The 25,016-nt window shown below is 58.0% G+C and carries 22 protein-coding genes; 14 read left to right on the forward strand and 8 right to left on the reverse strand.

The annotated features are described in order from the left end of the window. Positions 1-300 precede the first annotated feature (300 nt). Positions 301-942, forward strand: coding sequence for a hypothetical protein (locus WMP96_RS01955; protein ID WP_340432037.1), 642 nt, complete (start codon positions 301-303; stop codon positions 940-942). Here WMP96_RS01955 and leuS read toward each other — a convergent pair whose 3' ends face one another. Continuing rightward, a complete protein-coding gene (gene leuS, locus WMP96_RS01960) occupies positions 943-3,789 on the reverse strand; it encodes a leucine--tRNA ligase (RefSeq protein ID WP_301716706.1) in 2,847 nt (948 codons plus the stop codon). It lies immediately after the preceding gene. A gap of 173 nt (positions 3,790-3,962) precedes the next feature. Here leuS and WMP96_RS01965 point away from each other — a divergent pair, with 173 nt between their 5' ends. After that, positions 3,963-6,545, forward strand: coding sequence for a hypothetical protein (locus WMP96_RS01965; protein ID WP_340432040.1), 2,583 nt, complete (start codon positions 3,963-3,965; stop codon positions 6,543-6,545). Positions 6,546-6,555: 10 nt separating this feature from the next. Next, a complete protein-coding gene (locus WMP96_RS01970) occupies positions 6,556-7,188 on the forward strand; it encodes an MOSC domain-containing protein (RefSeq protein WP_301716704.1) in 633 nt (210 codons plus the stop codon). 280 nt (positions 7,189-7,468) lie between these two features. On the opposite strand, the gene WMP96_RS01975 is transcribed toward WMP96_RS01970, so the two are convergent. Next, on the reverse strand, positions 7,469-8,680 hold the full coding sequence (locus tag WMP96_RS01975; RefSeq protein ID WP_301716703.1) for an MFS transporter: 1,212 nt from the start codon (positions 8,678-8,680) through the stop codon (positions 7,469-7,471). 352 nt (positions 8,681-9,032) lie between these two features. Then, the gene (locus WMP96_RS01980) at positions 9,033-10,514 is read right to left on the reverse strand and encodes an NAD-dependent succinate-semialdehyde dehydrogenase (RefSeq protein ID WP_445292938.1); all 1,482 of its coding nucleotides are present in this window, start codon (positions 10,512-10,514) and stop codon (positions 9,033-9,035) included. A 322-nt stretch (positions 10,515-10,836) separates the two neighbouring features. Here WMP96_RS01980 and WMP96_RS01985 point away from each other — a divergent pair, with 322 nt between their 5' ends. The 6 genes from WMP96_RS01985 to trpA are packed head-to-tail and all read left to right on the forward strand — an operon-like array spanning position 10,837 to position 17,525. After that, positions 10,837-12,354: an anthranilate synthase component 1 gene (locus WMP96_RS01985; RefSeq protein ID WP_301716701.1), complete on the forward strand. Its 1,518-nt coding sequence runs from the start codon at positions 10,837-10,839 to the stop codon at positions 12,352-12,354. Continuing rightward, positions 12,351-12,998 carry an anthranilate synthase component II gene (locus tag WMP96_RS01990; protein ID WP_301716700.1) on the forward strand — a complete coding sequence of 216 codons (648 nt, stop codon included), beginning with the start codon at positions 12,351-12,353 and terminating at the stop codon, positions 12,996-12,998. Before WMP96_RS01985 ends, WMP96_RS01990 begins: the two co-directional genes overlap by 4 nt. Before the next feature lies 1 nt (position 12,999). Then, a complete protein-coding gene (gene trpD, locus WMP96_RS01995; protein ID WP_340432046.1) occupies positions 13,000-14,034 on the forward strand; it encodes an anthranilate phosphoribosyltransferase in 1,035 nt (344 codons plus the stop codon). Continuing rightward, positions 14,034-15,440, forward strand: coding sequence for a bifunctional indole-3-glycerol-phosphate synthase TrpC/phosphoribosylanthranilate isomerase TrpF (trpCF, locus tag WMP96_RS02000; RefSeq protein ID WP_340432048.1), 1,407 nt, complete (start codon positions 14,034-14,036; stop codon positions 15,438-15,440). Before trpD ends, trpCF begins: the two co-directional genes overlap by 1 nt. 13 nt (positions 15,441-15,453) lie before the next feature. Then, positions 15,454-16,659, forward strand: coding sequence for a tryptophan synthase subunit beta (trpB, locus tag WMP96_RS02005; protein ID WP_301716404.1), 1,206 nt, complete (start codon positions 15,454-15,456; stop codon positions 16,657-16,659). Continuing rightward, on the forward strand, positions 16,659-17,525 hold the full coding sequence (gene trpA / locus WMP96_RS02010; protein WP_340432051.1) for a tryptophan synthase subunit alpha: 867 nt from the start codon (positions 16,659-16,661) through the stop codon (positions 17,523-17,525). The genes trpB and trpA overlap by 1 nt, the downstream gene beginning before the upstream one ends. A gap of 68 nt (positions 17,526-17,593) precedes the next feature. Here the strand turns inward: trpA and WMP96_RS02015 are convergent, their stop codons facing one another. Beyond that, positions 17,594-18,805 (reverse strand): dicarboxylate/amino acid:cation symporter, encoded by a 1,212-nt coding sequence (locus tag WMP96_RS02015; RefSeq protein WP_340432053.1) that lies wholly within the window; start codon positions 18,803-18,805, stop codon positions 17,594-17,596. Between the two features lie 192 nt (positions 18,806-18,997). Between WMP96_RS02015 and WMP96_RS02020 the strand changes: the two genes are divergently transcribed. From WMP96_RS02020 to WMP96_RS02040, 5 genes are all read left to right on the forward strand, one after another. After that, on the forward strand, positions 18,998-19,468 hold the full coding sequence (locus WMP96_RS02020; RefSeq protein ID WP_301716407.1) for an SdpI family protein: 471 nt from the start codon (positions 18,998-19,000) through the stop codon (positions 19,466-19,468). Positions 19,469-19,808: 340 nt separating this feature from the next. Then, entirely contained in the window at positions 19,809-20,030 is a 222-nt protein-coding gene (locus WMP96_RS02025; protein WP_301716408.1) for a hypothetical protein, read from the forward strand. Positions 20,031-20,115: 85 nt separating this feature from the next. After that, entirely contained in the window at positions 20,116-20,481 is a 366-nt protein-coding gene (locus tag WMP96_RS02030) for a Rieske (2Fe-2S) protein (RefSeq protein ID WP_301716409.1), read from the forward strand. A gap of 101 nt (positions 20,482-20,582) precedes the next feature. Continuing rightward, positions 20,583-21,548 (forward strand): bile acid:sodium symporter family protein, encoded by a 966-nt coding sequence (locus tag WMP96_RS02035; RefSeq protein ID WP_301716410.1) that lies wholly within the window; start codon positions 20,583-20,585, stop codon positions 21,546-21,548. A gap of 15 nt (positions 21,549-21,563) precedes the next feature. Continuing rightward, on the forward strand, positions 21,564-21,872 hold the full coding sequence (locus tag WMP96_RS02040) for a hypothetical protein (protein ID WP_301716411.1): 309 nt from the start codon (positions 21,564-21,566) through the stop codon (positions 21,870-21,872). Positions 21,873-21,884: 12 nt separating this feature from the next. Here the strand turns inward: WMP96_RS02040 and WMP96_RS02045 are convergent, their stop codons facing one another. The 4 genes from WMP96_RS02045 to WMP96_RS02060 are packed head-to-tail and all read right to left on the reverse strand — an operon-like array spanning position 21,885 to position 25,015. Then, positions 21,885-22,214 (reverse strand): branched-chain amino acid transporter permease, encoded by a 330-nt coding sequence (locus tag WMP96_RS02045; protein ID WP_301716412.1) that lies wholly within the window; start codon positions 22,212-22,214, stop codon positions 21,885-21,887. Continuing rightward, positions 22,215-22,943: an AzlC family ABC transporter permease gene (locus tag WMP96_RS02050; RefSeq protein ID WP_301716413.1), complete on the reverse strand. Its 729-nt coding sequence runs from the start codon at positions 22,941-22,943 to the stop codon at positions 22,215-22,217. It abuts the gene before it with no gap. 39 nt (positions 22,944-22,982) lie between these two features. After that, positions 22,983-23,579, reverse strand: coding sequence for a YqgE/AlgH family protein (locus tag WMP96_RS02055; RefSeq protein ID WP_301716459.1), 597 nt, complete (start codon positions 23,577-23,579; stop codon positions 22,983-22,985). Next, positions 23,579-25,015, reverse strand: a complete 1,437-nt coding sequence (locus WMP96_RS02060) for a CCA tRNA nucleotidyltransferase (protein ID WP_301716414.1) — start codon at positions 25,013-25,015, stop codon at positions 23,579-23,581. The genes WMP96_RS02055 and WMP96_RS02060 overlap by 1 nt, the downstream gene beginning before the upstream one ends. Position 25,016 lies beyond the last annotated feature (1 nt).

The raw sequence follows: 25,016 nt of genomic DNA on the forward strand, positions 1-25,016 counted from the left end.
GCTTATACAGCGTAGTTGATCTAGCAACCCGTTAGGCGATCGGGAGTTGATACAACAACTCCTACTACTTTAATACGGCGGGCGTATAGCACGTCAACAATTTAATGCCCCTACATCTTTAGGGCCAAAATCATAATTGATTTGATTTTGGAACACTATTGGCGGGCTTATCCAAATGTTTTAACTGCTATGTTATTGGCGCAAAAATTAAATAGTTAAACAAAGAGTCTTGGTAGCGATCCGTCCGCTGGAACAAACGGCGTCTCGGGAGAAGCGACCGAAGTGTTTAAAATGGCGAGCATGGATAAGCTATCTAGCACATGTGGTTTCGATCTAATGGATATTGAAGAGCTCATCGCAGAGCTACCCACGAGCCGCGAAATATGGGATGCACCTGGATTTGATCGAGTCCTTTTTCACGCAGATCCGTCCGACATGGCGATCACCGCGATGGAGTACGAAGGGGAGTGGGCCGCAGTTCCTTCGTATCGGGGAGGGGAACAGGCCCTGGGAACGATTTATCGCGCAACTCCCTATATCGGCATTGTGGAAACGGGGGATTTACGGTTCGCAGCACTGGCGGATGCACCCTTTGCCCTGCCAGCGGGAAACCCCGTCGGAGGCGAAAAGCTAGAGGGACAGGTCCAGCCGGCGGTTGTGGCCTTGCGTTACGAGGTGGGGGAGCCAGAGGAATTTTCTTTGAATTCTCCTGCTACCGAGCGCTTTTCTCGGAACTTAAAGCCCAGTATGCTCAACCCGCAGGTAGAGGTGGCGGGAACCATCGGGGGCATCGCCAAGCACAGCAATGAGCTGGGCATGGGGGAGTTTTGGGTATGCGACCTCGACGGCCTGCCGCTCATTGTGAACGAGAAACTGGAGGTCGGCCAGGGAATCCGGGCACACGGCATAGCGCTGTGTGCCACGGAATTTTGGGAGGAGTAACTACTTGACGACGAGATTGACCATGCGGCCCGGCACGTAGATCTTCTTCACTACGTTCTTTCCACTAGTCAGTTCGGCGATCTTGGCATCGGCCAGAGCAACCTCGAAGACCCCCTCCTGGTCGGCATCGGCAGCTACGTTGATGCGGGCCTTTACCTTGCCGTTAATCTGTACCGGCACCTCGATTTCATCATCTACCAGGTACTTTTCCTCAAAGGTGGGGAAGGGCTGATAGGTAATGGTCTCGTCGTGGCCAAAGCGCTGCCACAGTTCTTCCGCGATATGCGGGGCGATGGGGGAGACCAACTGGGCAATTGGCTCGACGGCGGCGCGCGGTGCCTCGGTGCGATAGGTTTTGGTCAGGTAGTTGACGTACTCGATGAGCTTGGCCACCACGGTATTGAGCCGCAGGTTCTCATAATCATCGCGCACGCCCGCGATGGTGCGGTGCAGCTGCTTGAGATCATCCTCGCTCAAATTGGCGTCGGTAGTGGCCAGCTCTCCGGTGTCCTCATTGACGGCAAGGCGCCACAGGCGCTGCAGGAAGCGCTGGGAGCCGACGACGTCCTTGGTAGCCCACGGGCGGGAGGTGTCCAACGGACCCATGGACATTTCATACACACGCAGGGTATCGGCACCAAAGTCGCGGCAGATATCGTCCGGAGCTACAGCATTCTTCAGGGACTTGCCCATCTTGCCGTATTCCTGATTGACCTCTTCTCCGTTGTAGTAGAACTTGCCGTCCTTTTCTTCTACCTCAGCAGCTGGCACGTACACGCCGCGGGAATCGGTGTAGGCATAGGCCTGGATATACCCCTGGTTGTACAGGCGACGGTAGGGCTCTTGAGAGCTGACAAATCCCAGGTCAAAGAGCACCTTATGCCAGAAGCGGGAGTAAAGCAGGTGCAATACGGCGTGCTCGACACCGCCGACATAAAGGTCGACACCGCCCGGATCCTGTGGACCATGCTGGTCCGGTCGCGGGCCCGTCCAATAACGCTCGTTTTCGATATCGCAGAATGCCTCATCGTTGCGGGGATCGATGTAGCGCAGTTGGTACCAGGAAGAACCTGCCCACTGCGGCATTACGTTGGTATCGCGGAAGTAGGTCTGCGGGCCGTCACCCAAGTCAAGTTCTACCTCGACCCAGTCGCGCACCTTAGCTAGCGGGGGTTGTGGTTCGGAATCCTTATCCTCTGGATCAAAAGAAACCGGCTTATAATCTTCTACCTCTGGAAGCTCCACTGGCAGCATGGATTCTGGCAGGGCGTGGGCAAAGCCATCCTTGTCATAGACGATGGGGAAGGGTTCGCCCCAGTAGCGCTGGCGGGCGAAGAGCCAATCCCGCAGCTTATACTGCACCTTTTCCCGGCCAGAGCCGTCCTTTTCCAGCCATTCAATGGCCTTGGCAATAGCCTCGGCCTTATTCAGGCCGTTGAGATCTAGGCCCTTGTCATTGGCAGAATTAACCAGGGCACCGTCCTCGGCCCAGGCTTCTTCGTCCACGTTGCCGCCAGAAACAACCTCCGTAATGGGCAGGCCGAAGGTCTTGGCAAACTCGTAGTCACGGGTATCGTGCGCTGGAACTGCCATGATGGCGCCGGTGCCGTAGCCGGTCAGCACGTAGTCGGCGATAAAGATCGGGACCTTTTTGCCAGAAACCGGATTGGTGGCATAGGTACCCAGGAAGACGCCGGTCTTTTCCTTGTTTTCCTGCCGCTCTAGATCAGACTTGGCGGCAATATCGGTGCGGTAGGACTCCACGGCCTCCTTGGGATCATCGTGACCGTAGGTCCAACGCTCGTCTACGTCATCGTCATAAGGGATGGGGGAGAGGAGGACGTCGACAAGCTCATGCTCTGGGGCCAGCACCACGTACTCGGCGCCGAAAAGCGTATCCGGTCGAGTGGTAAAGACCTCGATCTCATAGCCCTCAGCGGGGAAGGAGACCTCCGCGCCGCGGGAACGCCCAATCCAATTGCGCTGCATGGACTTCACCTTCTCCGGCCAATCCAAAAGCTCTAGATCATCGAGCAGGCGATCGGAATAGGCGGTAATGCGCATCATCCACTGGGACAAGTTCTTGCGAAATACGGGGAAGTTGCCGCGCTCGGACTTGCCCTCTGCCGTGACCTCCTCGTTTGCCAGCACGGTACCCAAGCCTGGGCACCAGTTCACCGTGGAATTAGACAGGTAAACTAGGCGGAATTCATCAATTGCTGCGGCCTTTTCCTCTTCGGTGAGGTCCTCGTAATAGCGGCCGTCCTTAGTGGTGCGCTTATTGGCTTCTAGTTCTTTGATGAGCTCCGCAATGGGGCGAGCCTTTTGCTGCTCCTCATCGAACCAGGAGTTATAAATCTGCAGGAAAATCCACTGCGTCCACTTGAAAAACTCCGGATCCGTAGATTCTACGGAGCGGCGCGGATCGTGGCCGAGTCCCAACATGCCCAACTGGCGGCGCATGTTTTCAATATTCGCCTCGGTGGTGGTCCGTGGGTGCGTACCGGTCTGGATGGCATACTGCTCGGCCGGCAGGCCGAAGGCATCGTAGCCCAAAGTGTGCAGCACGTTCTTGCCCAGCATGCGGTTATAGCGAGCATAGGTATCGGTGGCGATATAACCCAGCGGGTGTCCCACGTGCAGGCCCGCACCGGAGGGATAGGGGAACATATCCTGCACATTGAGCTTTTCCTTAGGCAGCTCGCCCGCATCGGTGGCGAGCTCGCCTACCGGGTTCGGGGCGTTGAAAGTGCCATTGTCTTTCCAGTACTGCTGCCAGGTCTTCTCGATCTGGTTCGCCAGCTCCGGGGTATAGCGGTACGAGGTGGAATCGCTCTGGGTAGTCATAATCACACAGTGTAATAGCCGCGTGCCGGTGCGGTGTAGTTCGCTGCGCATTCCGCGTCCTACTGGGCACGCGCTCCCAAATTCTCCGCTGGACTCACCCCCGGCTTTCGGGTCATTTCCCCCGCTCGCAGCCAAAATGCAGATCTGCATGAAAATGATCTAGGCTGGGGTAAATGAGCCAGGAGAGGTTTCGCAGCCAGCTTTCATCTTTTGCAGACGCAGCGGTATTTCAGGGGATTCCGCACCTGCGCCTCTCCCCAGCTACCCACACTTTGGAGCTGTACCTACCAGCCTTAACCGCAGGTTATGAGCCAGAGGATCCCCAGTGGACCGTGTCCGCTCAGCTGCTCGACGACAGCGAGGACACTCGTAAGTTCTACTACGTGGAGGGCGAGGAGCCCGGGCTGTGGATCAGCATACCCCACCCCTTTAGCCACCTGAGCGTCTCCTTTGAAGAGCACACCTTGGAATTCCCTGGCGTGGCCAATGGCGGCTTAGTGCTGGATTCCACCCATCGTCCGGTCGATACCACCGCAGCGATGCCTAAAGGCTCATATACCTGCATCGCCCCTGCTGGCACGGAATTCACCAAGGCTAAGGCCGGCGAGCCTCGCCCACACGGCGCCTGGGAGGGTTGGTCCATCTTCCCGTTAGAGGTGAGCCAATCCTTCACGGTGGAGGCACCACAACAGGAGCCCGCCACCATCAAGGTGTCTGGCAGCCCTGACTTTGTCTGGGATATGGCCGTCAAGTCGCTGCCCAATGCCCACGGGCTAGATGGCGAGCTGGTCTATACCCAGTCACCGCGCGTCATCGCGAACACAGAGCTCAGCATGGAATTGACCTACGTCCCCATCGGTGGGGAAGAGGAGGCCGTGCTAGAGGATGAGCTACCGGAGGGCATCCACGAGGTACTCCCGGCAGATGCCTTCGAAGATCCCTGGGTAGGCCGTTACCGCTTTAGCTTGTACAAGGATGAGGAACTGGTGGATATCCAGTACCTTAACTTCGCGGAAACACTGCATATGCGCGCCAAAAACGAGGGCCCGCGTGGCACTAACTTCCGCTTCATCGACGCCCTGGGCAACCTTTCTCCGTTTAGCTATGCCTTGGCTTCTGCGCCGAATAAGCCCATCCAGATGAAAAAGGGCCAGCGCGTCTTTGGTGAGGACGAGAGCGTACGCGAGGAGACCATCGGCAGCGAGGCCGGCTATGAGCTGACCTTCCAGGTGGAACCGGCGACGATTCGTACCCGGGTCAAGCGCACCGCGGCCGAACCAGTCGATTACCTCGATAAACAAGTCATCCTGGCAGATCAGCTCGATGCCGATGCCCTCTTTACCATCCACTCGCCGGAGCCTCTGCCGCTGGCAAAGTTCGTGGTTATTGATAAAAACCAGAAGATTAGGGACCTTGTCACCGCCAATGGCTCTACGGAGGCCGCCACCAGCCTGTCCGTGCCTAACCGCGCGCTGAAGTCGGCGCTGACGAAGAAGACCTCGCTGGAGCTCTACCTCCTGTGGTCCACGTTGTCCTATGAAGAATACCTCGAAGGACTGCCGGAAAAGGAGCGCGCAGCGCACCAAAAGCGCAGCTTTGAGCGTCGCGTCATGGAATATGAGGCCACCGCGGCCAGCGACCTCATTTATGCCGCCATCGCCACCGTGCGCAAGGCACCGTTGGTCGCCCGCGCAACCATTGAGGACGGCATCCTCGTCCCCGAGCAGGCGCATGAGGAGGAGGTAGAGCTGCTGGCTTGGGCGTGGCCGCTGGGCAATCCTGCGGGCGAGCCGCAACCGCTGGAGCCCACGGAGGAAGGCTTTGAGCTGCCCGAGGAGCTGCTGGACGCCGGCCACCTCATCGTGGACTTCCGCGAGGATGAGCCGGCCAGCGACTTGGCCGCGCCGCAGTACCCGCCGGCGAGCGCCCTCATCATCTTCCAGGACGGCGAAACCGAAAACACCGAGGGTATGTGGCCTACCTACGCGGCTATGCGCCGCCTAGCCCCCAAGGCCAAGGAAACCTTCGAGGGAATCATCGAGGAGATTGAGGCGGATCCGCGCGCCAGCATGGATGCCCTTATGGCCGCAGACTTTGAGCCGGGGCAGCGCATGCGCGCCTTTGTCCGCACCGGCTTGGTCTCCCGCACCTTCCGCCGCGAGGAGCGCGAGGAGTCGGCCGCCGAGCCTTCCTCACTCTTGGCCGCGCTTGCCGACGCCGCCCATGACTACGTCGAAGCCCACGGCTCCGCCTCCCTCGCGCGCGTGCCGTCCACCGGCGTCGACGATGTCACCCGCCCCATGTTGCTGATGAGTGCAACGGGCGAGGCACCTACGCCAGCAACGGACAGCGACCAGCTCTGCGATGATGCCCACCGCATTGCCGCACTGCGCGAGTGCTTTGCCAATGACCTTGCGCTCACCCGCCTGGGCACCATTTCTAACCTGCGTAGCACCGCAATGCAGCTGCGGGTGACGCTGCAACAGCTGGGCGTCGATAAGTCCGTCCTGCATACCCTGCTCGCGCTGGACGCCTTTGGCGATGGCAATTCGGAGCTCGGCGATTCCGCCTGGATGCCGTTTATTTCCTATGTCTTTGCCATCACGGCGCGCGGCGTGGCCAATGGCAAGCTGGCGGACCCTGCTTTCGCCGCAGCGCTTGACGACGCCCTCCCACAGCTCGCCGAGGCCGTCTCCCTCGCCCCGCAGCTGTTCTACCGCGATATTCTCACCGCGGAGGCGCTCACGCTCAGCTAGGGTGGCAGGCATGCAGGTCATCTCTACCAATGTCGCCGTCCGCCGGCCGGACCCGAGCGGGCGGCATGAGTTCTCGGGCATCGACAAGCAGCCGCAGGATTTTATCGATCTGGCAGCGCCCGGACCCCATTACGGCGATGGGTCCGGCGTGCGCGGCGATATAATTGGTGACACCCAACATCACGGCGGCAACGATAAGGCCGTCTACGCTTACTCCCGCGAGGAACTGGATTACTGGCAATCTGAACTTTCCCGCCCGCTGGCCTCCGGGGGCTTTGGCGAAAATCTCACCACGCAGGGCATCGATCTGTCTGCTCTGCTCATCAATCAGCGCGTGTGCATCGGCACCGCCGTGCTTGAGGTATCCGTGCCCCGCCAACCGTGTGCCACCTTCGCCGGCTGGCTAGGGGAGCGCGGCTGGCTCAAGCGCTGGACCGCGCGTGGCGACTGCGGTACCTACCTGCGCATCATTTCCCCCGGCCGCATTCGCCCCGGCGACGCCATTGAGCTGGATACCCCACCCAGCCACGGCATCACCATGCGCATGGCCTTTGCCGCCAAGATGGGCGACCGCGCCCTTGCCCGGCGCGTTGTAGATGCTGGCTGCCTGCCCACTCACCAACAGAACTCGCTTCGCACCTAGTTACACGAGGGCTCATAGTCCGCCGATCCAATCCACCTTGAACGTTCCCCATCACTATTGGCACTGCTCGAAAGGTATCGCCTTGCCGCGTCCTCATGTCGAGCTCAGCGCGTCTCGGCGCATACTCTACTTCCGGGACCGCAGGCTGTATCAGGGCCTTTAGCTTACCGGCGAGGCCAGCACCCTCTTCTTGCCCGGAGTGCGCGCAAAACAAAAGCACGCCAGCGCTTAGCGCTGGCGTGCTTTTCATGCCGAGTGCGAAGGAGGGGCAGTGGCTGTGTTACTTGCCCGCTTCAAAGCTCAGATGGTGCCCCTTCGCCTTAGGGAAGCGGCCGTGCACGAAGAAGTAGTAGATAGCGGCGATGACCACGAGACCCGCGAGAATGAGATACATCGTGTCAAAGCCCGTTGCCCCAACAATGGGGCCCAGGCCGAACGGGGCTAGGCCAATACCGAGGTCCATGAGCAGGAACATGGTGGAGATACCGGCGCCCATCTGCGCGGTAGGAACCGAGCGCACGGAGATGGCTTGGCAGGCGGGGCTGAGGGTGCCGAAGCCCAAACCGGTGCAGGCGCCCGCGACCACCAGCATGACGTCATTGGTGGGGAAGCCCATGATCAGCAGGGCCACGAGAAAGGCGGCCAAGCCGAGGTACATCACGGCATTATCACCCTTATGGTCCTGCATACGGCCCAAGAAGAAGCGCATGATGAGCATCGTGACCGCATAGCCGATAAAGAAGAGCCCTGCGCCGGTGGCCAGGTCTTCCTTGCGGGCGTAGGCGTTGAGGTAGGTCACCACGCCGGAGTAGGCGATGCCGACGAGGAGCATGAATAGACCGATGGGCACCACGTTGGGGTGCACGGCATTGCTCAACGTAAAGGCCGGCTTTTCGGAGGAAACCTCGGCCGGATAGCGCAGCACCAAGGCCAGGATCAGGGAAACAATATTTGCACCAAGGGCGGCAGCAAAAAGCGTGGTGTAGCCGATGTTATTGGCTAAGAGCAGGCCGATAGCTGGACCAAACGCGGTTGCAAGGGTAGTGCCCAGGGCGAAGTATCCGGTGCCTTCCGCACGGCGTTCGTGTGGGATAACGGACTGCGCCACCGCCATGAGTGCGGTGGAGGTCAAGGCATAGCCCGCGCCGTGCACCATTCGCACGATAATCAAGACCGCAACATTATGGGCAAAAAAGTACGCCACAGCTACAACTGTGACGAAGGCCAAGGAAGTCAAGGCCGCCTTCTTGTGGCCCACGCGGTCCACGATCCAGCCGGAGAACACGCGCATGCACGTCGCGCCCAGAACAAAGGCACTGGAGGCGAAACCACCGACGGTATCCGATGCCCCGAAGCTCTCTACCGCGTAGAGGGCCATGGTGGTTACGAACAGGTAAAAGACCAAGAACTGACAAAAATTAGCCACCCACGCAAGGACAAACGTAGGCGTAATCAGCTGCGGCTTGGCCGCTGCAGATTCTGTAGGCGTCATATACTCACTCCAAATAACAAAAAGAAAATTCCCTCTCCACGCGCTGGCCATAAGACCGCGCATCGCAGACGAAGGAAATAGAAATTGAATTATACGGAGGGGTACTATACGCCCCGCAGGCTGCAAAGGTGAATCAAGAGCCCTTACAGGCTCTTATCGAAGCCGCCCTCGTTTAGGCGGCTACCGGCAATCGTCACGCCTTGAGCTGGCACAATGCTACCCACTGGGCAGGTAGCACAGATTCGTGCACGCTTAGGAAACGCTGTTCACGAGACTTTGCATAAATAGCTTGAGCCGGATCGCGCAAAGGGAACCCGGCTGGTTTCTCCCGCCTTGTAAAGCACTCAAACCTTTAGGCTCCGGTATAAGGATCACGTATACCCAAGTACTGCACCGAGGTATATTCTTCAATACCTTCGGCGCCGCCTTCGCGTCCTAAACCAGATTGCTTGACACCGCCGAATGGGGCAGCGGCATTAGAGATGACACCGGCATTGAATCCCATTAAGCCAAACTCGAGGCCGTCGGCAACGCGCCAGAGGCGATCGGAATTCTCCGTATATACATAGGAGGCAAGTCCGTACTCCGTATCGTTCGCAATCTCTAGTGCTTCCGCTTCGTCCTTGAAGGTAAGGATGGGCGCAATCGGTCCAAAAATTTCTTCCTGAGCCACGCGAGTTTCACGTGAAACATTGCTCAGGATAGTGGGCGCATAGAAGTGGCCCGCGCCCTCGCCGCGGGTGCCACCGGTGACAACTGTCGCGCCCTTGTCCACCGCATCCTCAACCAGGGCTGCAACATTGTCGAGGGCCTTAGCCTCAATCAGCGGACCACACGTCACGCCTTCGTCCATGCCATTACCAACGACAAGTTTCTCAAACTCTGTTGTCAGCTTCTGCGTAAACTGCTCTGCCACGGACTCGTGCACCAAGAAACGGTTGGCCGCGGTGCAGGCCTCGCCAATATTGCGCATCTTGGCGCCCATAGCTCCCGCAACCGCTTGGTCAATATCCGCATCCTCGAAAACAATGAACGGTGCATTACCGCCTAACTCCATAGAGGTGCGCAAGACATTGTCCGCGGCACCCTTCAGGAGGGTTTTGCCCACTGGGGTAGAACCGGTGAAGGAAAGCTTGCGCAAGCGGGCGTCGGCAAGCAAGGGCTCTGAAATGGCCGACGCGGAGCTGCCGGAGACAACATTGAGCACGCCCTGTGGCAGGCCGGCATCGAGCATGGTTTGCGCGAAGTACTGCGCGGTGAGCGGCGTCAGCTTGGCCGGCTTCAGAACCATGGTGCAGCCCGCTGCAACGGCTGGGGCAACCTTTCGGGTGGCCATGGCTAGGGGGAAGTTCCACGGAGTAATCAATAGGCACGGACCCACGGGCTTGCGGCGGGTAACCATGCGCAAGGTGCCTTCCGGGACAGGGGAGTAGCGGCCATAATCACGCGTAGCTTCCTCACTAAACCACCGCAAATATTCCGCGCCATAGGTGACCTCACCTTGCGACTCGGCAAAGGGCTTTCCCATTTCAAGGGTCATCAGGGTGGCGAACTCATCGGCGCGCTCGTGTACCAATTCAAAGGCGCGGCGGAGAATATCTGCGCGCTCGCGCGGGGTGGTGCGCGCCCACTCATCTTGTACCGCACAGGCAGCATCGAGGGCAGCCACCGCATCATCAGAATTCGCCGACGACAGCGTGGCGATGGTCGCGCCGGTCGCCGGATTTTCTACGTCAAAGGTCTCGCCGGAAGACGTGTCGCGCCACTGTCCGCCAATCAAAAGCTGAGTGGGGACCTTCGCTAGTAGTTCCTTCTGGTCGATGCTCATATTCATCACCTTTCTCCATTGCGTGAATGCACTCCACAGTACCGCGATTCGTTAGCTGGTTTTCTTTGTTCGGCGCCAAGCACAAGCACATAGGGGGGAGGATGAATATTTTTAACGATTAACTGCCAGGTTATAGAAATGTAGGTTAGCATGACTGCTATGAAGAAGATGACTACTGTTTGGTGGTGGCGCGCGTAACCCGCGGGCCCTATTCCACCTCCCATTTTTAGGCTCGCATTCTGCGGGCCTTTTGGCGTTTTAGTGCCTCTGCTCGCGGAAACTCACTATCCGTTTCCCCGTTCCCCACACCCATCGAAAGGGCACTGCAATGCCATCCACCGCCACTCGCCATATCTCCTACGGCAGCGATGCAGCCGCAATCTTTGACGCCCTCGCACAACCGCACGACTCCCTACTTCTTGAAAGCGCGGACATTGAGACCAAGAAGAATCTCAATTGCCTTGCCGTACTCAAGACGGCCCTGAAAGTAACGTGCCACGGCCAGAGGGTCGAGGTACACGCTCTCACGGAAGCAGGGGAGACGCTCCTCCCTTCCCTCGAGGACCGGTTCCACCATCGCCTAGTTTCACGTGAAACTACCGTGGCGATTTTCGAATTCTCGCTGTCCACACAGCCCGACGAGCGGGAACGGCTTCTTGCCGAATCTACCGCCGATATTTTGCGGTTCTTGCAACTAGAAGCCAACTATTCCTCTCCATTATTGCCGTTCCTTGGGGGTGGATTCGCTTATGACTACCTCGCTACTTTTGAGGAACTGCCCGAGGTTAAGCCCGGGGCCAACACCTACCCGGACTTTGAATTCTTGGTAGCCCAAACCGTCCTGGCGGTAGACCACCTACAGGGGACCGCACGCTTAGAAGGCTGGGACATCGACGACAAGCGCCTGCAGGAAGAGTTGGACTCTCTTGCCTCACTGCCGGCGGCCGCTCGTCCCGCGGTGCCCCAAAAGGAAAAGATCCGGGCGATGGCCGATGTGGATGATGCAGGGTTTCGGGCGGACGTCGACAAGCTTAAAGGCAATATTCACGCCGGCGATATCTACCAAGTAGTGCCCGCGCGCGCCTTCACCGTGGAATGCCCAAACGCCCTGGCTGCCTACCGGGCGCTACGCGAGACCAACCCCTCGCCCTATATGTTCTACGTCCGCGGTGCCGCCTATGAGCTCTTCGGCGCCTCGCCAGAATCAAATCTCAAATTCACACCAGAAGATAGGCAGGTCCAGCTCTATCCCATCGCCGGAACTCGCCCACGCGGGCTCAACCCGGATGGCAGCATCAACCATGAACTAGATATTCGCAACGAGCTAGAAATGCGTACAGACCAGAAAGAGATTGCGGAGCACACGATGCTAGTGGACCTTGCACGCAATGACCTCGCTCGCGTGGCCGTGCCCCGCAGCCGGCAAGTGGCAGAACTCCTGCACGTTGACCGCTACTCACGGGTCATGCACCTGGTCTCCCGCGTCACGGCGACGCTCCACCCGGACTTCGATGCGCTCGATGCCTACCGCGCGTGCATGAACATGGGAACGCTTACGGGAGCGCCCAAACTTCGCGCCACCGAACTGGTGCGCTGCACGGAGGGAAAGCGCCGCGGCTCCTATGGCGGGGCGGTGGGATACCTGCGCGGCGATGGAGCCATGGATAACTGCATCGTCATCCGCTCGGCCTACGTCCAGGACGGCACCGCAGTTGTGCAGGCCGGCGCCGGCGTGGTCAAGGATTCAGTGCCGCAAGCCGAGGCCGATGAAACGGTGCATAAGGCCTACGCCGTCCTCCATGCCATCGCCATGGCACACGGAGCCGAATTGGAGGTACAGCGATGAACTCGCCGCATATTGTCCTTCTGGATAACCACGATTCTTTTGTCTACAACCTCGTCGATGCCCTCGCTGGATTCGATATTACCGTGTTTCGCAATACCGTAGCGGTGCACGACGTGCTGCACACGCAACCCGACATCATTGTGCTTTCCCCGGGCCCCGGTCATCCACGGGACGCCGGCTGCATGATGGAGCTTATCGGCGCCACCTTAGGCACCACCCCAATCCTCGGCGTATGCCTCGGCTTCCAAGCGCTACTCGAGCACCACGGCGGCGCGGTCGAACCGTGCGGCCCGGTGCACGGGAAGTCCCTCCCGATGACCCTGACCGAGGCCGGCGTTATGCACCCCGTCTTTCAGGGCCTTGCCACCGATACCGAGCCGGACCAACCGGGCCACCTTGGTACGCAAGTCCCGGTGGCGCGCTATCACTCGCTTGGATGTACGGACCTCCCTCGGGGGATGAGATGCCTCGCGCGTACGTCCACGGACATCGGAGAGGTAGCCATGGCGGCCGAAACGGACGATGGTAGGGCCCTCGGCATGCAGTTCCACCCCGAGTCCATCCTCACGCCCCGCGGCCCCGCCATGCTTGAGCGTTGCATTAACCAACTATATACACCCGCAACTATGGATACGGAGCACTAAAATGAATCACACACCCCTGCGTACCTTGCAAGCCTTCCTGAATAATTCTCAGCCCACCATCGAAGAAGCCATGGAGGTATTTACCCCCTTGGCCGTGGGCGACTACGACGATATTCATATCGCGGCGCTTCTTACCCATATCCGCACCCGCGGCGAGACCTTCGCAGATATTGCCGGCGCGGCCAAAGCTTTCTTGAAAGTGGGTTATCCTTTCCCCCTCACCGGAGAAGGACTCATGGATTCGGCCGGCACTGGTGGCGATGGCGCGAATACTATCAATATCACTACGGGCGCTTCCCTCGTTGCCGCCGCCGGGGGAGTGAGGATGATCAAGCATGGCAACCGCTCGGTCTCTTCCAAGTCCGGATCGGCCGATGTTCTCGAAGCCCTGAATATCCCACTGGACCTAGACGCCGCCCGGGCGGTGCGCCAATTTAAAGCCTCCAGCTTCACGTTCCTATTCGCCCCGGCCTACAACCCAGCGGTCGCCCATGTACAACCGGTGCGCAAGGCGCTAGGTATCCCCACCATCTTCAATACACTAGGTCCCCTCCTGTCCCCAGGACGCCCGTCACTGCAAATCATGGGCATCGCACACCCGGCCCAAGGGCAACTCATCGCGCAAGTCTTCCGAGAGCTCGGCCGGGAACGCGCCTTGGTCGTCCATGGTGCTGGCACGGATGAGATCGCTACCCACGGCACGACACAGGTCTGGGAGCTCAACGACGGAGAGATTGTCTCTTATGAGCTTACCCCAGAAGACCTCGGCATCAAGCGCCACGAGCTAGCAGACCTAGCCGGCGGCGATGGTGCCGCCAATGCTCAAGCCCTCCGTGCGGTTTTTGCCGGCCGTGGCGAGCCCGCCCATTGTGACGCCATTGCCGCCAGCGCCGGCGCCATGTTTTACCTCAACGGGACCACGGAGACTATCGCGGCGGGAGTCACCCACGCAAAGGAACTGATTGGCAGCGGCGCTGTTGAAGAATGGCTCTCGCTCCACGAGAGCACAAATTATGCAGTAGGGGAGGAGAATTAATGTCAGAGAACGCTTTACCTACGGTGCTCGAGGAGATCGTCGCCGAGCGCCGCACTCACCTGCCCGCACTCCGTGAGCGGCTATCCCACGTAGACCTGGCTAGTGTGCCACGATCGGAGCGTTCGCTTGCCGACGCCCTCCGTGGCAGCAACCGCTTCATCTTAGAGTGCAAGTCTGCCTCACCGTCCCTTGGCAAAATTCGCGAGGACTATCGCCCGGGCGATATTGGCCGGATCTACTCTCGCTACGCCTCCGCCATCTCGGTCTTGTGCGAGCCCGATCGGTTTGGCGGCGACTATGACCATTTACAGACTGTCGCGCTATCCACCCATGTGCCGGTGCTGTGCAAAGACTTCATTGTCGATCCCATCCAGGTCTATGCCGCGCGTTATTATGGCGCCGATGCCATCTTGCTCATGATGTCTATCGTCGACGATGACACCTACGGTGAGCTCAAGGCACTGGCGGACGAACTCGGCCTGGACGTCTTGACTGAAGCGATCACGGAGGACGAAGTCGATCGCGCGGTGAATTTTGGCGTCGATATCATCGGCATCAACAACCGCAATCTCCACGACCTCAGCATTGATTTAGGCCGCACCGAACGCCTAGCCCGCCATGTTCCAGACGGAAAGGTGATAGTTTCCGAATCTGGAATCCGAGATAACGCCACCGTCCGCCGGTTAGGAGCCCACGCGCATGCCTTCCTTGTAGGCTCGCAACTCACCTCCCAAGAGGACATCGATCGGGCGGCGCGCGACCTAGTCTTTGGTACCAATAAAGTATGTGGCCTTACCACCGCCTCCTCCGCACAAGCAGCCCGCGCTGCTGGAGCCCGCTATGGAGGCCTCATCTTCGCACCGGATTCGCCCCGCAGTGTTTCATGTGAAACCGCACAGAGCATCATTTCCGCGGAACCAGATTTGGAGTACGTAGCCGTGACGCGGTCTACGGATCTGGAGACGCTAGGAAACCTAACCAGGATCCCCGGCCTCAACGTTCTCCAGCTTCACGCCCGATTCCAAGGCAGTAGGGAAGCAGAGCTGGAATTCCTTCAAGATGTTCGCGGCGTCGCTGATGGCCTCAGCCTTTGGCGAGCCATCGACATGAATAACCCTGACTTCGCTGCCTTGACACCGGACCTAGTACCAGAGGTAGGCGCTCTTGTCCTCGACTCCGGCAGTGGCGGGACGGGAACCACATTTGACTGGCAGACGATTCCCCCTGAAGTGAAGGAGAAAGCTCTCCTCGCCGGAGGGCTCCGGGTAGAGAACCTCGAAGAGGCACTAAGAATCGGAACCTCGGGACTGGACCTCAACTCAGGCTTGGAGTATGCGCCCGGCCGCAAGGACTCCTCATTGATCGCCCAAGCCTTTGGCACCATCCGAAACTACACACACCCATAGAAAGAAGAGAACGATGACAGTTTCACGTGAAACGCTCCTTCCGGCATACTTTGGTGAATTCGGCGGACAGTTCGTCCCCGAATCCCTCATCCCAGCACTCGACCAACTTGAGAAGGCTTTTATCGATGCACAAAACGACCCAGCCTTTCGCAAAGAGCTAAGCGCGCTTTTGCGTGACTATCTCGGCCGTCCCACGCCAATTACAGAGGCGAGGAACCTCGGAGGCAAGGCGCGCATCTTCCTCAAGCGTGAGGACCTCGTACACGGTGGAGCACACAAGACGAACCAAGTTCTCGGCCAGGCACTGCTAGCAAAGCGGATGGGGAAGACACGCATTATTGCGGAGACCGGAGCGGGCCAGCACGGCACCGCTACTGCACTTGCTTGCGCATTACTGGATCTCGAGTGTGTGGTCTACATGGGCGCGAAAGATGTGGCCCGACAGCAGCCAAATGTATTCCGTATGGAGCTGATGGGCGCGAAGGTCGTCGCCGTCGACACCGGATCCGGAACTCTTAAGGACGCGGTGAATGAAGCCCTCCGTGATTGGACCGCCACTTTCCATGAATCCCACTATCTCCTCGGTACCGCGGCCGGACCCCATCCATTCCCAACCATCGTCCGAGAGTTCCACAAGGTCATTTCTGAAGAGGCTAAGACCCAGATGCTTGAGCGCACCGGTGGGCTACCGGATGTTGTAGTGGCTTGCGTCGGCGGCGGGTCTAATGCAATCGGTATGTTCGCAGATTTTATTGAAGAAGAGGAAGTCGAACTCGTCGGCGCCGAACCTGGCGGCGAAGGCCTAGACTCCGGCAAGCACGGTGCGACCATCAACAACGGTACGGTTGGCATTCTCCACGGCGCCCGCAGCTACCTCATGCGCAACGCGGACGGCCAAGTGGAAGAATCCTATTCGATTTCCGCCGGACTCGACTACCCAGGTGTAGGACCACAGCACGCGCACTTACACGCCAGTGGCCGCGCGCAATATGTCGGCATTACTGACGCCGAAGCACTCGAAGCATTCCAGCTTCTTTCCACTAAGGAAGGCATCATTCCGGCCCTCGAATCCTCTCACGCGTTGGCCTACGCCCTGAAGCGTAAGGACGAGGACATCACCATCTTGGTCTCCCTTTCCGGCCGCGGCGATAAGGACATCGACTACGTTCGCCACACCCTTGAGAACCACCCAGAATTTAAGCTCCAGGAGAGGAACTAATGAGCAGCCGATTCGAAGACCTATTCCACTCACTACACAACAGGGGAGAGGGCGCTTTCGTCCCATTCCTCATGTTGGGCGATCCCACGCCGGAGCACACGCTGGCCATCGTGCGAACCGTCGTCGCGGCCGGAGCCGATGCATTGGAGCTAGGCGTTCCATTTTCTGACCCAGTGGCCGACGGCCCCACCATTCAGGCCTCCCACCTTCGCGCGCTCGACGGCGGCGCCACCGTAGATTCCGCCTTAGAACAGGTGCGAACAATCCGCGCGGAATTTCCCGAGCTTCCCATCGGCATGCTCATCTACGGCAATGTGGCGTTCACTCGGGGTTTCGACCGCTTCTACGCCGAGTTTGCAGAAGCGGGCGCGGACAGCATCTTGCTTCCCGACGTCCCCGTGCGCGAAGGCGCTCCCTTCATCGCCGCAGCAGAAAAAGCCGGTATTGATCCAATATTTATCGCCCCGGCCCGCGCAACTGCGCACACCCTGGAGGGCGTCGCTCAAAGCTCACGCGGCTATATCTACGCAGTATCACGAGATGGAGTCACGGGTGCCGAAAAGGAATCTGAGACTATTGGGCTCGAAGATGTCGTCGCCAACATCAATAAATTCGACGGACCTCCAGTACTGCTGGGATTCGGCATTTCCGAGCCGCAACACGTGCGCGATGCCGTGACCGCTGGGGCAGCGGGGGCCATTACAGGCTCCGCAATCACCAAGATTATTGATCGCCACGTTTCACGTGAAACAGACGCGGAAGGCAGGCCAGTGGAAGGAACTCCAGGCCGCATTTCCGATGAGAATGCATTGCATAAAGAACTCTCCGCGTATGTAGCTCGTATGAAGGCAGCGACTCAAAAGTAGTCCTGAAGACGAGAAGGACCCCTTATCAGCTATCAGCAGCTGAGAAGGGGTCCGAATTAAGAAAGCCTCTACGCGGTTGCTTCTGCAGGTTCCTCTTCAGTAGGGCCCTTCTTGTCGCCTGCGAACTTGTCCACGATCATCGCAATGGCGCCGTCGCCAGTAACGTTGGCGGCAGTGCCAACCGAGTCGATTGCAATATAGGCCGCGATCATCAGTGCCACCATGCCATCGTCAAAGCCCATCATGTCCGCCAGTAGTCCAGCTGCGACCATGACCGCGCCGCCAGGCACACCTGGTGCCGCAATCATCATGATCCCCAACAAGAAGATGAAACCAAGCCCGGTGCTCGTACTAATATCCAGGTTCGCCATGTACACAATCGCAAAGGCATAGAGCGTCAGCTTAATCATGGAACCAGAGAGGTGAATGGTCGCGCACAGCGGGATAGCGAAGCTTGCAACCGGCTTCGAAATGCCATTCTTCAAGGTGGACTCCAAAGACACCGGGATGGTGGCGGCGGAGGAGGAGGTTCCCAGTGCGGTGAAGTATGCCGGCACCATATTGCGCAGTGCTTTGAAAGGATTCTTGCCGGTAATTGCACCAGCGATAATGTACTGAAGCACCAGGTAAACCAGAGTCATGACAACTGCCAGAATGAGGACCTTGGCGAAGGCCGAGAGCACCGAGCCCAAATTGCCATTCATGCCCAGGCCCAAGAACATGCCGAAGATATAGAAGGGCAGAATTGGCACTACAAAGCCCCAAATGACCTTGACTACTACGCTCTCCAATTCCTTTGTGACCGCATACAAGGTATCGGACTTCACTGTAGTCATCGCTACACCGATGCAGAATGACAACAAGAGCGCCGTCATAACCTCAAAAGGCGGCGCCATTTCCACCTCGAAGTACGGAGTGAGTGCGCCCTCATCGATATCGGAGACATTTGTAATCAGATCCTGACCACTGAGCATTGCGGGGTAGAGCCAGTGCGCAAGTACGTAGGCAAGAAGACCCGCAACAATCGTTGAGCCGTAGGCAATGCCTGCAGTAACACCCAACCATTTTCCGGCTCCCCGCCCCAGACCAGCAACCGACGGGGCGATAAGCGCGAAGATGAGGACCGGAATAAAGAAATTGAGGAAGTTACTAAAGAGTCCATTGAAGGTGGCGAATACTCGGCCAAACCATTCTGGCGCGAATTGGCTCACCACCACGCCAAGGATGATGGCGACGATGATGCGGAACAGTAAAGATTCCGAGAGTTTCTTGAGATTCATGTACTTACAATCAAATCGGGTGTTTCGCCCCTTGGTAAACAATTTCAAGGTGAAACAGCGCGGTACAGAGGCAACGGTCGATTCAATATCTATCGATTGACCTTAAATGCATACTACCCGACCGGAGGCATATTCAGAACACTCGCCCCAGCCGCGATTTTTATCTTGGCGCTACAAGGTTAAACTAAGTACATGATCGCTGTGGGAATCATCTTTTTAATCCTCGCCGTCTTTCTTATCGTCGTGGGAGCCTTGGCCTCAACCAAGCGCCTACCTGGAAACAGCTATATCGGCTTGCGCCTACAGGAAATTCGCAAGTCTCGTGAAGCATGGGACAATGCCCATCGCGTCGCTGGACCATTCTGGATCCTTAGCGGTGTCTGTCTAGTTTTTGGCGGCATCGTCGCGCTTCGTGCTCAAGGCTGGATGTGGCTCATCCCGGTTCTTACTTTTGTGGCCGCTGTTCTAGCCCTCTCCATCGGTTCTAACCTCGGCTCACGTGCCGCGTTCCTCTACGAACAAGCACACGCGGATGAGGAGGGTTGTGGAGAATCCTGTAATTGTGGTTCCGACGGTTGCGGTGGGGAAGAGGTCACCGCAGCATCCGCCCCCCAGGTTGATGTAGACGCGCTCCGTCACGCCGCTCGCGAATCCGACAGGTAGCCACGCACTGCTGCGCAACCAACCCCTTCTGGAGAAAGATTCATCTTCCGTCCAGAAGGGGAATTTTTGTAGCTATCCCATGTGAATAGAGGGCATCCACAAGCACTTATGTTTAGTAACCGTGACGGTATTAGGAAGGGCCGCGTGTTGTGTGTTTTTAGTAACTGTCGAATTTCTCAATATCCCGTGTTCTTGATTGACCCCATACTTGGATAAACAAATAGTTGATTTACCGTTGCTGTCCAGTTTCTGCGAGAGAGGGTAGAGGTTACGTAAAGGTGTCATGGAACCCTGACAGGCAAAAGCGCAACCAGCCCCCCGGAAGGGCAGAATATAGTGCATGAAGAAAAGTACCGCCCTGGCGGCCATCGCCGCTTCAACTTTTGTGATCGGCGCTTACGCTGAGCAAGACCACAAGGTAACGACGTCCGTAGCAGAAGCACACGAACAGCAATCTGCACAGAGCATCGTTGACGATCTAGGAATTGACTCCGGTACCTATGAACTTATCGCTACCTCCGATGGCTCTCCGGAGACGTGGGAGGGACTCCTAGCTGACTAAGTTCAGAGTTTCACGTGAAACTATAATTTCAACCGGGCAAACGGGAACGGCATAATACACAAGACCGACAAGCTAGAGTAGAGGCATGATTAAGTGCTCTCGTCGAATGTTCTTGCTTGGAACCGCCACCACATTTGCAGGCGCCTACGCCGCGGCCTGTGGCTCCTCTCCGTCCGCAGAAATTGCGGCGACCGAGATTCCGATTGGCTCCGCTAAGATTGTCGATGGCGTGATCTTCACCCAGCCCAAGGAAGGCGAGTTTAAGGCCTACTCCCAAACGTGCCCCCACCAGGGTAATCCAATCACCGAGATCGATGGCATGACGGCAACCTGCACGGCACACAACACCTCCTACAATCTCAGCGATGGAAGCGTAATCTCCGGCCCAGGGCGCGATCCATTGGAAGAATTCGAAGTTAATCAAGACGGCTCTAACGTCGCCACGGCCTAGAGTGCATTTCCCGTGTGGTTTCACGTGAAACTACACGGGTTGTGTCTTCTTGGCCCGAGTATCTGCAACATGTGAAGACGAATCGGGTTTAAACTCTTAGCATGCTGCAGCGTTTGAAGAAGCCCGACCCGCTTATTGTCCTCATTATCCTGGCGGTCATCATTGCGACAATCGCACCAGCCCACGGGAGCTTTGCTGACATATTCGGCCAATTAACAAACGTAGCCATCGCGCTACTTTTCTTTCTGTATGGCGCGAGGCTTTCCACTCAAGAAGCCCTCAACGGACTAAAACACTGGCGGCTACACCTCACAATTCTCGCCTTTACCTTTGTGGTTTACCCGCTAATAGGCATAGCACTGCGGCCACTCACCGCTGTCGTATCGCACGACATGTACTTAGGTATCTTATTCCTCACGTTGGTTCCATCCACGGTGCAGTCTTCGGTTGCCTTCACCTCAATCGCGAAGGGGAACGTGGCCGGCGCGATCGTATCGGCTTCCGCCTCAAACTTGGTGGGAGTAATCATCACTCCATTGCTCGTCATGCTCCTGATGGGGCCTGGGGGAAAAGTTCACATCGATACGTCAGTATTCGGCGAAATCGCCCTCCTATTGTTGGCGCCATTTGTTTTAGGTCAGCTTACTCGGCGCTGGGTGGGGAAGGTTGCGCAAAGCAAGGCCACTAAAGTCGTGGACCGCGGCTCAATCGCGATGGTGGTATATTCCGCTTTTTCTAAGGGTATGGTGGACAGAATTTGGTCCTCTATTTCCCTGTGGGATCTGGCTTTCCTAGTTGTGTTCGCTGCTGCCTTCGTCGCCTTCATGCTGTGGCTCACCAGAAAGACAAGCCAAAAGATGGGATTCAATCGCGCCGACACCATTGCAATCGAGTTCTGTGGATCGAAAAAGTCTTTAGCCACGGGACTGCCAATGGCGTCGGTCATCTTCGCTTCTGGCGGCGCATCCCTTGGCCTACTCATCCTCCCGTTGATGATTTATCACCAGGTTCAGTTGATGATGTGCTCGTGGCTAGCGGCCCGTTACGCGCAGCGTCCTAGCACGTAGCTACACTTAGAAGCCATGACGAACTACCTGTACGTACGAACCGAATTGAACGTGCCCGGCGTGGGCTCAGCGATCCACATGGCGGAAATGGAAGAGCGCGATGCAAGCAGCTGCCGCATGGTGCGCATGATTGCACTGGATCCCTCGGATGTCATCGTCGGGGTAGCAACACCAACTAGTTCCACGGGAAACGTAGATCAGCCGCAAGAGGTTGTTCCTCACCCGGATACCTATGATGATTTTCCGGACATTAGCGCGCAGTACGTGGACCAGTCTCGGTTCGACGCCCTGTGGTCCGAAGCCACCGCCAAGTTCGGCCTATAAGAGTCGCAAGGGCTAAAAGACTCCGTTGACGAGGAGCATATAGAAGGCGGTTCCGCCGAAAATGGACAGCGCTGACTCCCGCTTCCACAGGTGAAGCAGGAAGGTGACCACCACGCCAAGGAGAGCCGCCCAAATACCACCGGGGGCGCCGGCCTGCCCGTGCACGGTATACACCACCAAAATAGTCATCACTCCGACAGGCATCATCATGCCGAGCAAGGAAAAGAACTGACTATCCTTCATCCATTTCACAAAGGAGAAAGGAAGTTGGCGTAGTACTACGGTAATTAGGCCGACGGGAACCAGGACGGCCGCAATAGAAGCAAGGGTAACAGCGGGCATTTAGCACTCCTCCCGGAATCGCTTCAGGTCGTCTCGCCTACGCAAGCTAAAAGCGGCATCGACGCGTGGGGATAGGTACCGAATAACGAGCAGGATGAAGTAGACGCTGAGAGCCACCATAAGGAGTTGTCCAGGAGCAAAGGCGGCCGCGAGGATTCCCACCATCGCCGCGCTTAAGGGCAAAGAAAAATCCTGGTTATTGCGGAAGGAATCCATCGCCAGCACGACGAAGAGCGCCACCAGGGCGAATTCCATACCTTGCACGGTAGAGGGAATCACCTGGCCGGCGAGAGCACCGACAATGCCACCGCCTACCCACAGAGCCTGACAAAAAATTTGGATGGTGAGTATTTGGTTCCCACTCGGGCGCTCATCGGCGGGGAGGGAAGAGACGATGGCATAGGTTTCGTCGGTAAGCGCATATGTGGAATAAGCCTGGCCCACCCGTGAACGAATGTGGTGCCGGGGAAAGGTGAGGCCATAGAAAATATGGCGGAAGTTCACCATGAAACCGGTAACTAGGGAAGCCACGGCTGTGGCGCCGCCGGTGACCATGGAAATGGCGAGGAACTCCATCGAGCCGGCGTAGATGACGATGGAGAAAATAGGCGTCCACCACCAACTGAAGCCGGATTGGACCATGAGCAGGCCGAAGGCTAGGCCAAGGGGAATGAGGCCGATGGCGGCGGCCCAGGTATCCCGCAAGCCTTGTGCAATATCCTCACGCATGCGGGCTAGTGTAGCCCACTGCCTGCAGCTCGATAGGAATTAATTGTCTTCTACGTTGACAGGGTAAGTGGAATACAGCGGCAATGGCATGGGTTGGCGCTTCATAACATCGGACCAGAGGTCGGCCGGGCCCGGCGTAATAACGTCTTGGGCAAGGGCCGGAGAGACGAACCATTCGCCGGCCTCGATTTCCTCCTCGAGCTGGCCTGGGCCCCACTCGGCGTAGCCGGCAAACATGCGCATGCCCGAGACCAGGGGCTCTATCTCTTCTGGCTCGGCACGCAGGTCCACATGCGCGAGGCGCGGGGCGAGGCGGGTAAGTCGGTCATGCTTGTCCGGATCGACGCCCTGGTTGGTCTGCGCGAGCCCTACGACGGATTGCTGATTGAGCGGGCCGCCAATATACAGCGCCTGCGGCTTGGCCACGACGGGAAGCCATTCCGGCAGCACATTGAAAATCGCCACCTCGGAGCGCTTGGTCAGATCCACGCCGAAGGTCATCATGTCATTGTGCTCAATGACAAGAATGACGGAACGCGCGAATTCCGGCGAAAGCATGCCCGGAGCGGAGATGAGCAGCTGGCCGGGGGCGGGGTCATTGCGCTCGAGGGCGTTGAATAATCTATCGGCAAACATCACTGTTTAGAATCCCACCACTCGCGCAACTTCGCAATCGCATCCTCGCGCTCGAGGGGTCCATGCTCCAGACGCAACTCCTTGAGATAAGACCACGCCTGGCCCACCTCAGGGCCAGGCTTAAGGCCGAGGATTTCCATGATCTCGTTGCCGTCGAGGTCTGGACGCACGCGGGCCAGGTCCTCCTTGCGGCCGATCTCTTCGATACGCTCCTCGAGCTGATCGTAGGTGCGCTGGAGGCGACGGGCCTTCTTGGCATTGCGGGTGGTGCAATCGGCGCGCACCAGCTTGTGCAACCGGGGAAGGAGATCGCCGGCATCAGTGACATAGCGGCGCACGGCGGAATCAGTCCACTGATTTTCCCCAAACCCATGGAAGCGCATGTGCAAATAAACCAACTGGCCGATGGCCTCCGTGGTGGCCTTGGGATACTTCAACTTCCGCAGGCGCTTGCGGGCGAGCTTGGCACCCACCACCTCGTGGTGGTGGAAGGAGACCTTGCCATCGGTGTTATCGAAGGTATCCGGCTTGCCAATATCATGCAGCAGCGCCGCCCAGCGCAGGACAAGATCAGGACCATCTTCCTCTTGATCCATAGCCTGGCTTAGCACCTTGAGCGAGTGGGCATAGACGTCCTTGTGCTGCGCGTGTTCGTCCGCGGTCATGCGTAGCGCGGGGATCTCCGGGAAGATATAGTCCGCGATTCCCGTAGATACCAGTAGATCAATGCCATCCCACGGGGCTGTGCCGCAGATGAGCTTATCCAGCTCCACCTGCACGCGCTCCACGGTGATGCGCTGGATCTCGCCAGCCATATCCCGCATGGCCTCCACGACGCGATCGGCCACGCGAAATTCTAGCTGGGAGGCAAACCGAGCCGCACGCAGCATGCGGAGCGGATCATCGTGGAAGGAGATCTCCGGCTTATCCGGAGTATCGAGCACCCGGTCAGCTATGTCTTGGAGGCCGTGGAGGGGATCGTGGAACTTAAAGGAGGCGTCGGCAAGCAGCTCAATGGCCATCGCATTGGCCTTGAAGTCGCGCCGGACAAGATCGCCTTCCAAGGTGTCACCGTAAACCACCTCCGGATTGCGGGACTGGCCGTCATAAGAATCGGAGCGGAAGGTAGTGATCTCAATCTGCTGGCCCTTGTAGGCCGCGGAGACGGTACCGAAGTCTATGCCGGTATCCCACACGGTTTCGGCCCACTCATCGAGGATCTCCTTGACCACCTCGGGGCGGGCCGGGGTAGTAAAGTCCAGGTCATTTCCCAAGCGGCCCAAAAGCGCATCGCGCACAGAGCCGCCCACAAGGTAGAGCGAATAACCACGGGCGGCAAATTTCTCCACCAAACCGCCCAGCAGGTCACTGAGGGAGGAGACGGTGGATTCCGCGCGGGCAAGAACGCCAATTAGCTGAGTGTCCTGAAAATTCACG

The sequence above is a fragment of the Corynebacterium sp. KPL4035 genome (genome assembly GCF_037908325.1).
In the GTDB taxonomy this organism is placed as follows: domain Bacteria; phylum Actinomycetota; class Actinomycetes; order Mycobacteriales; family Mycobacteriaceae; genus Corynebacterium; species Corynebacterium kefirresidentii.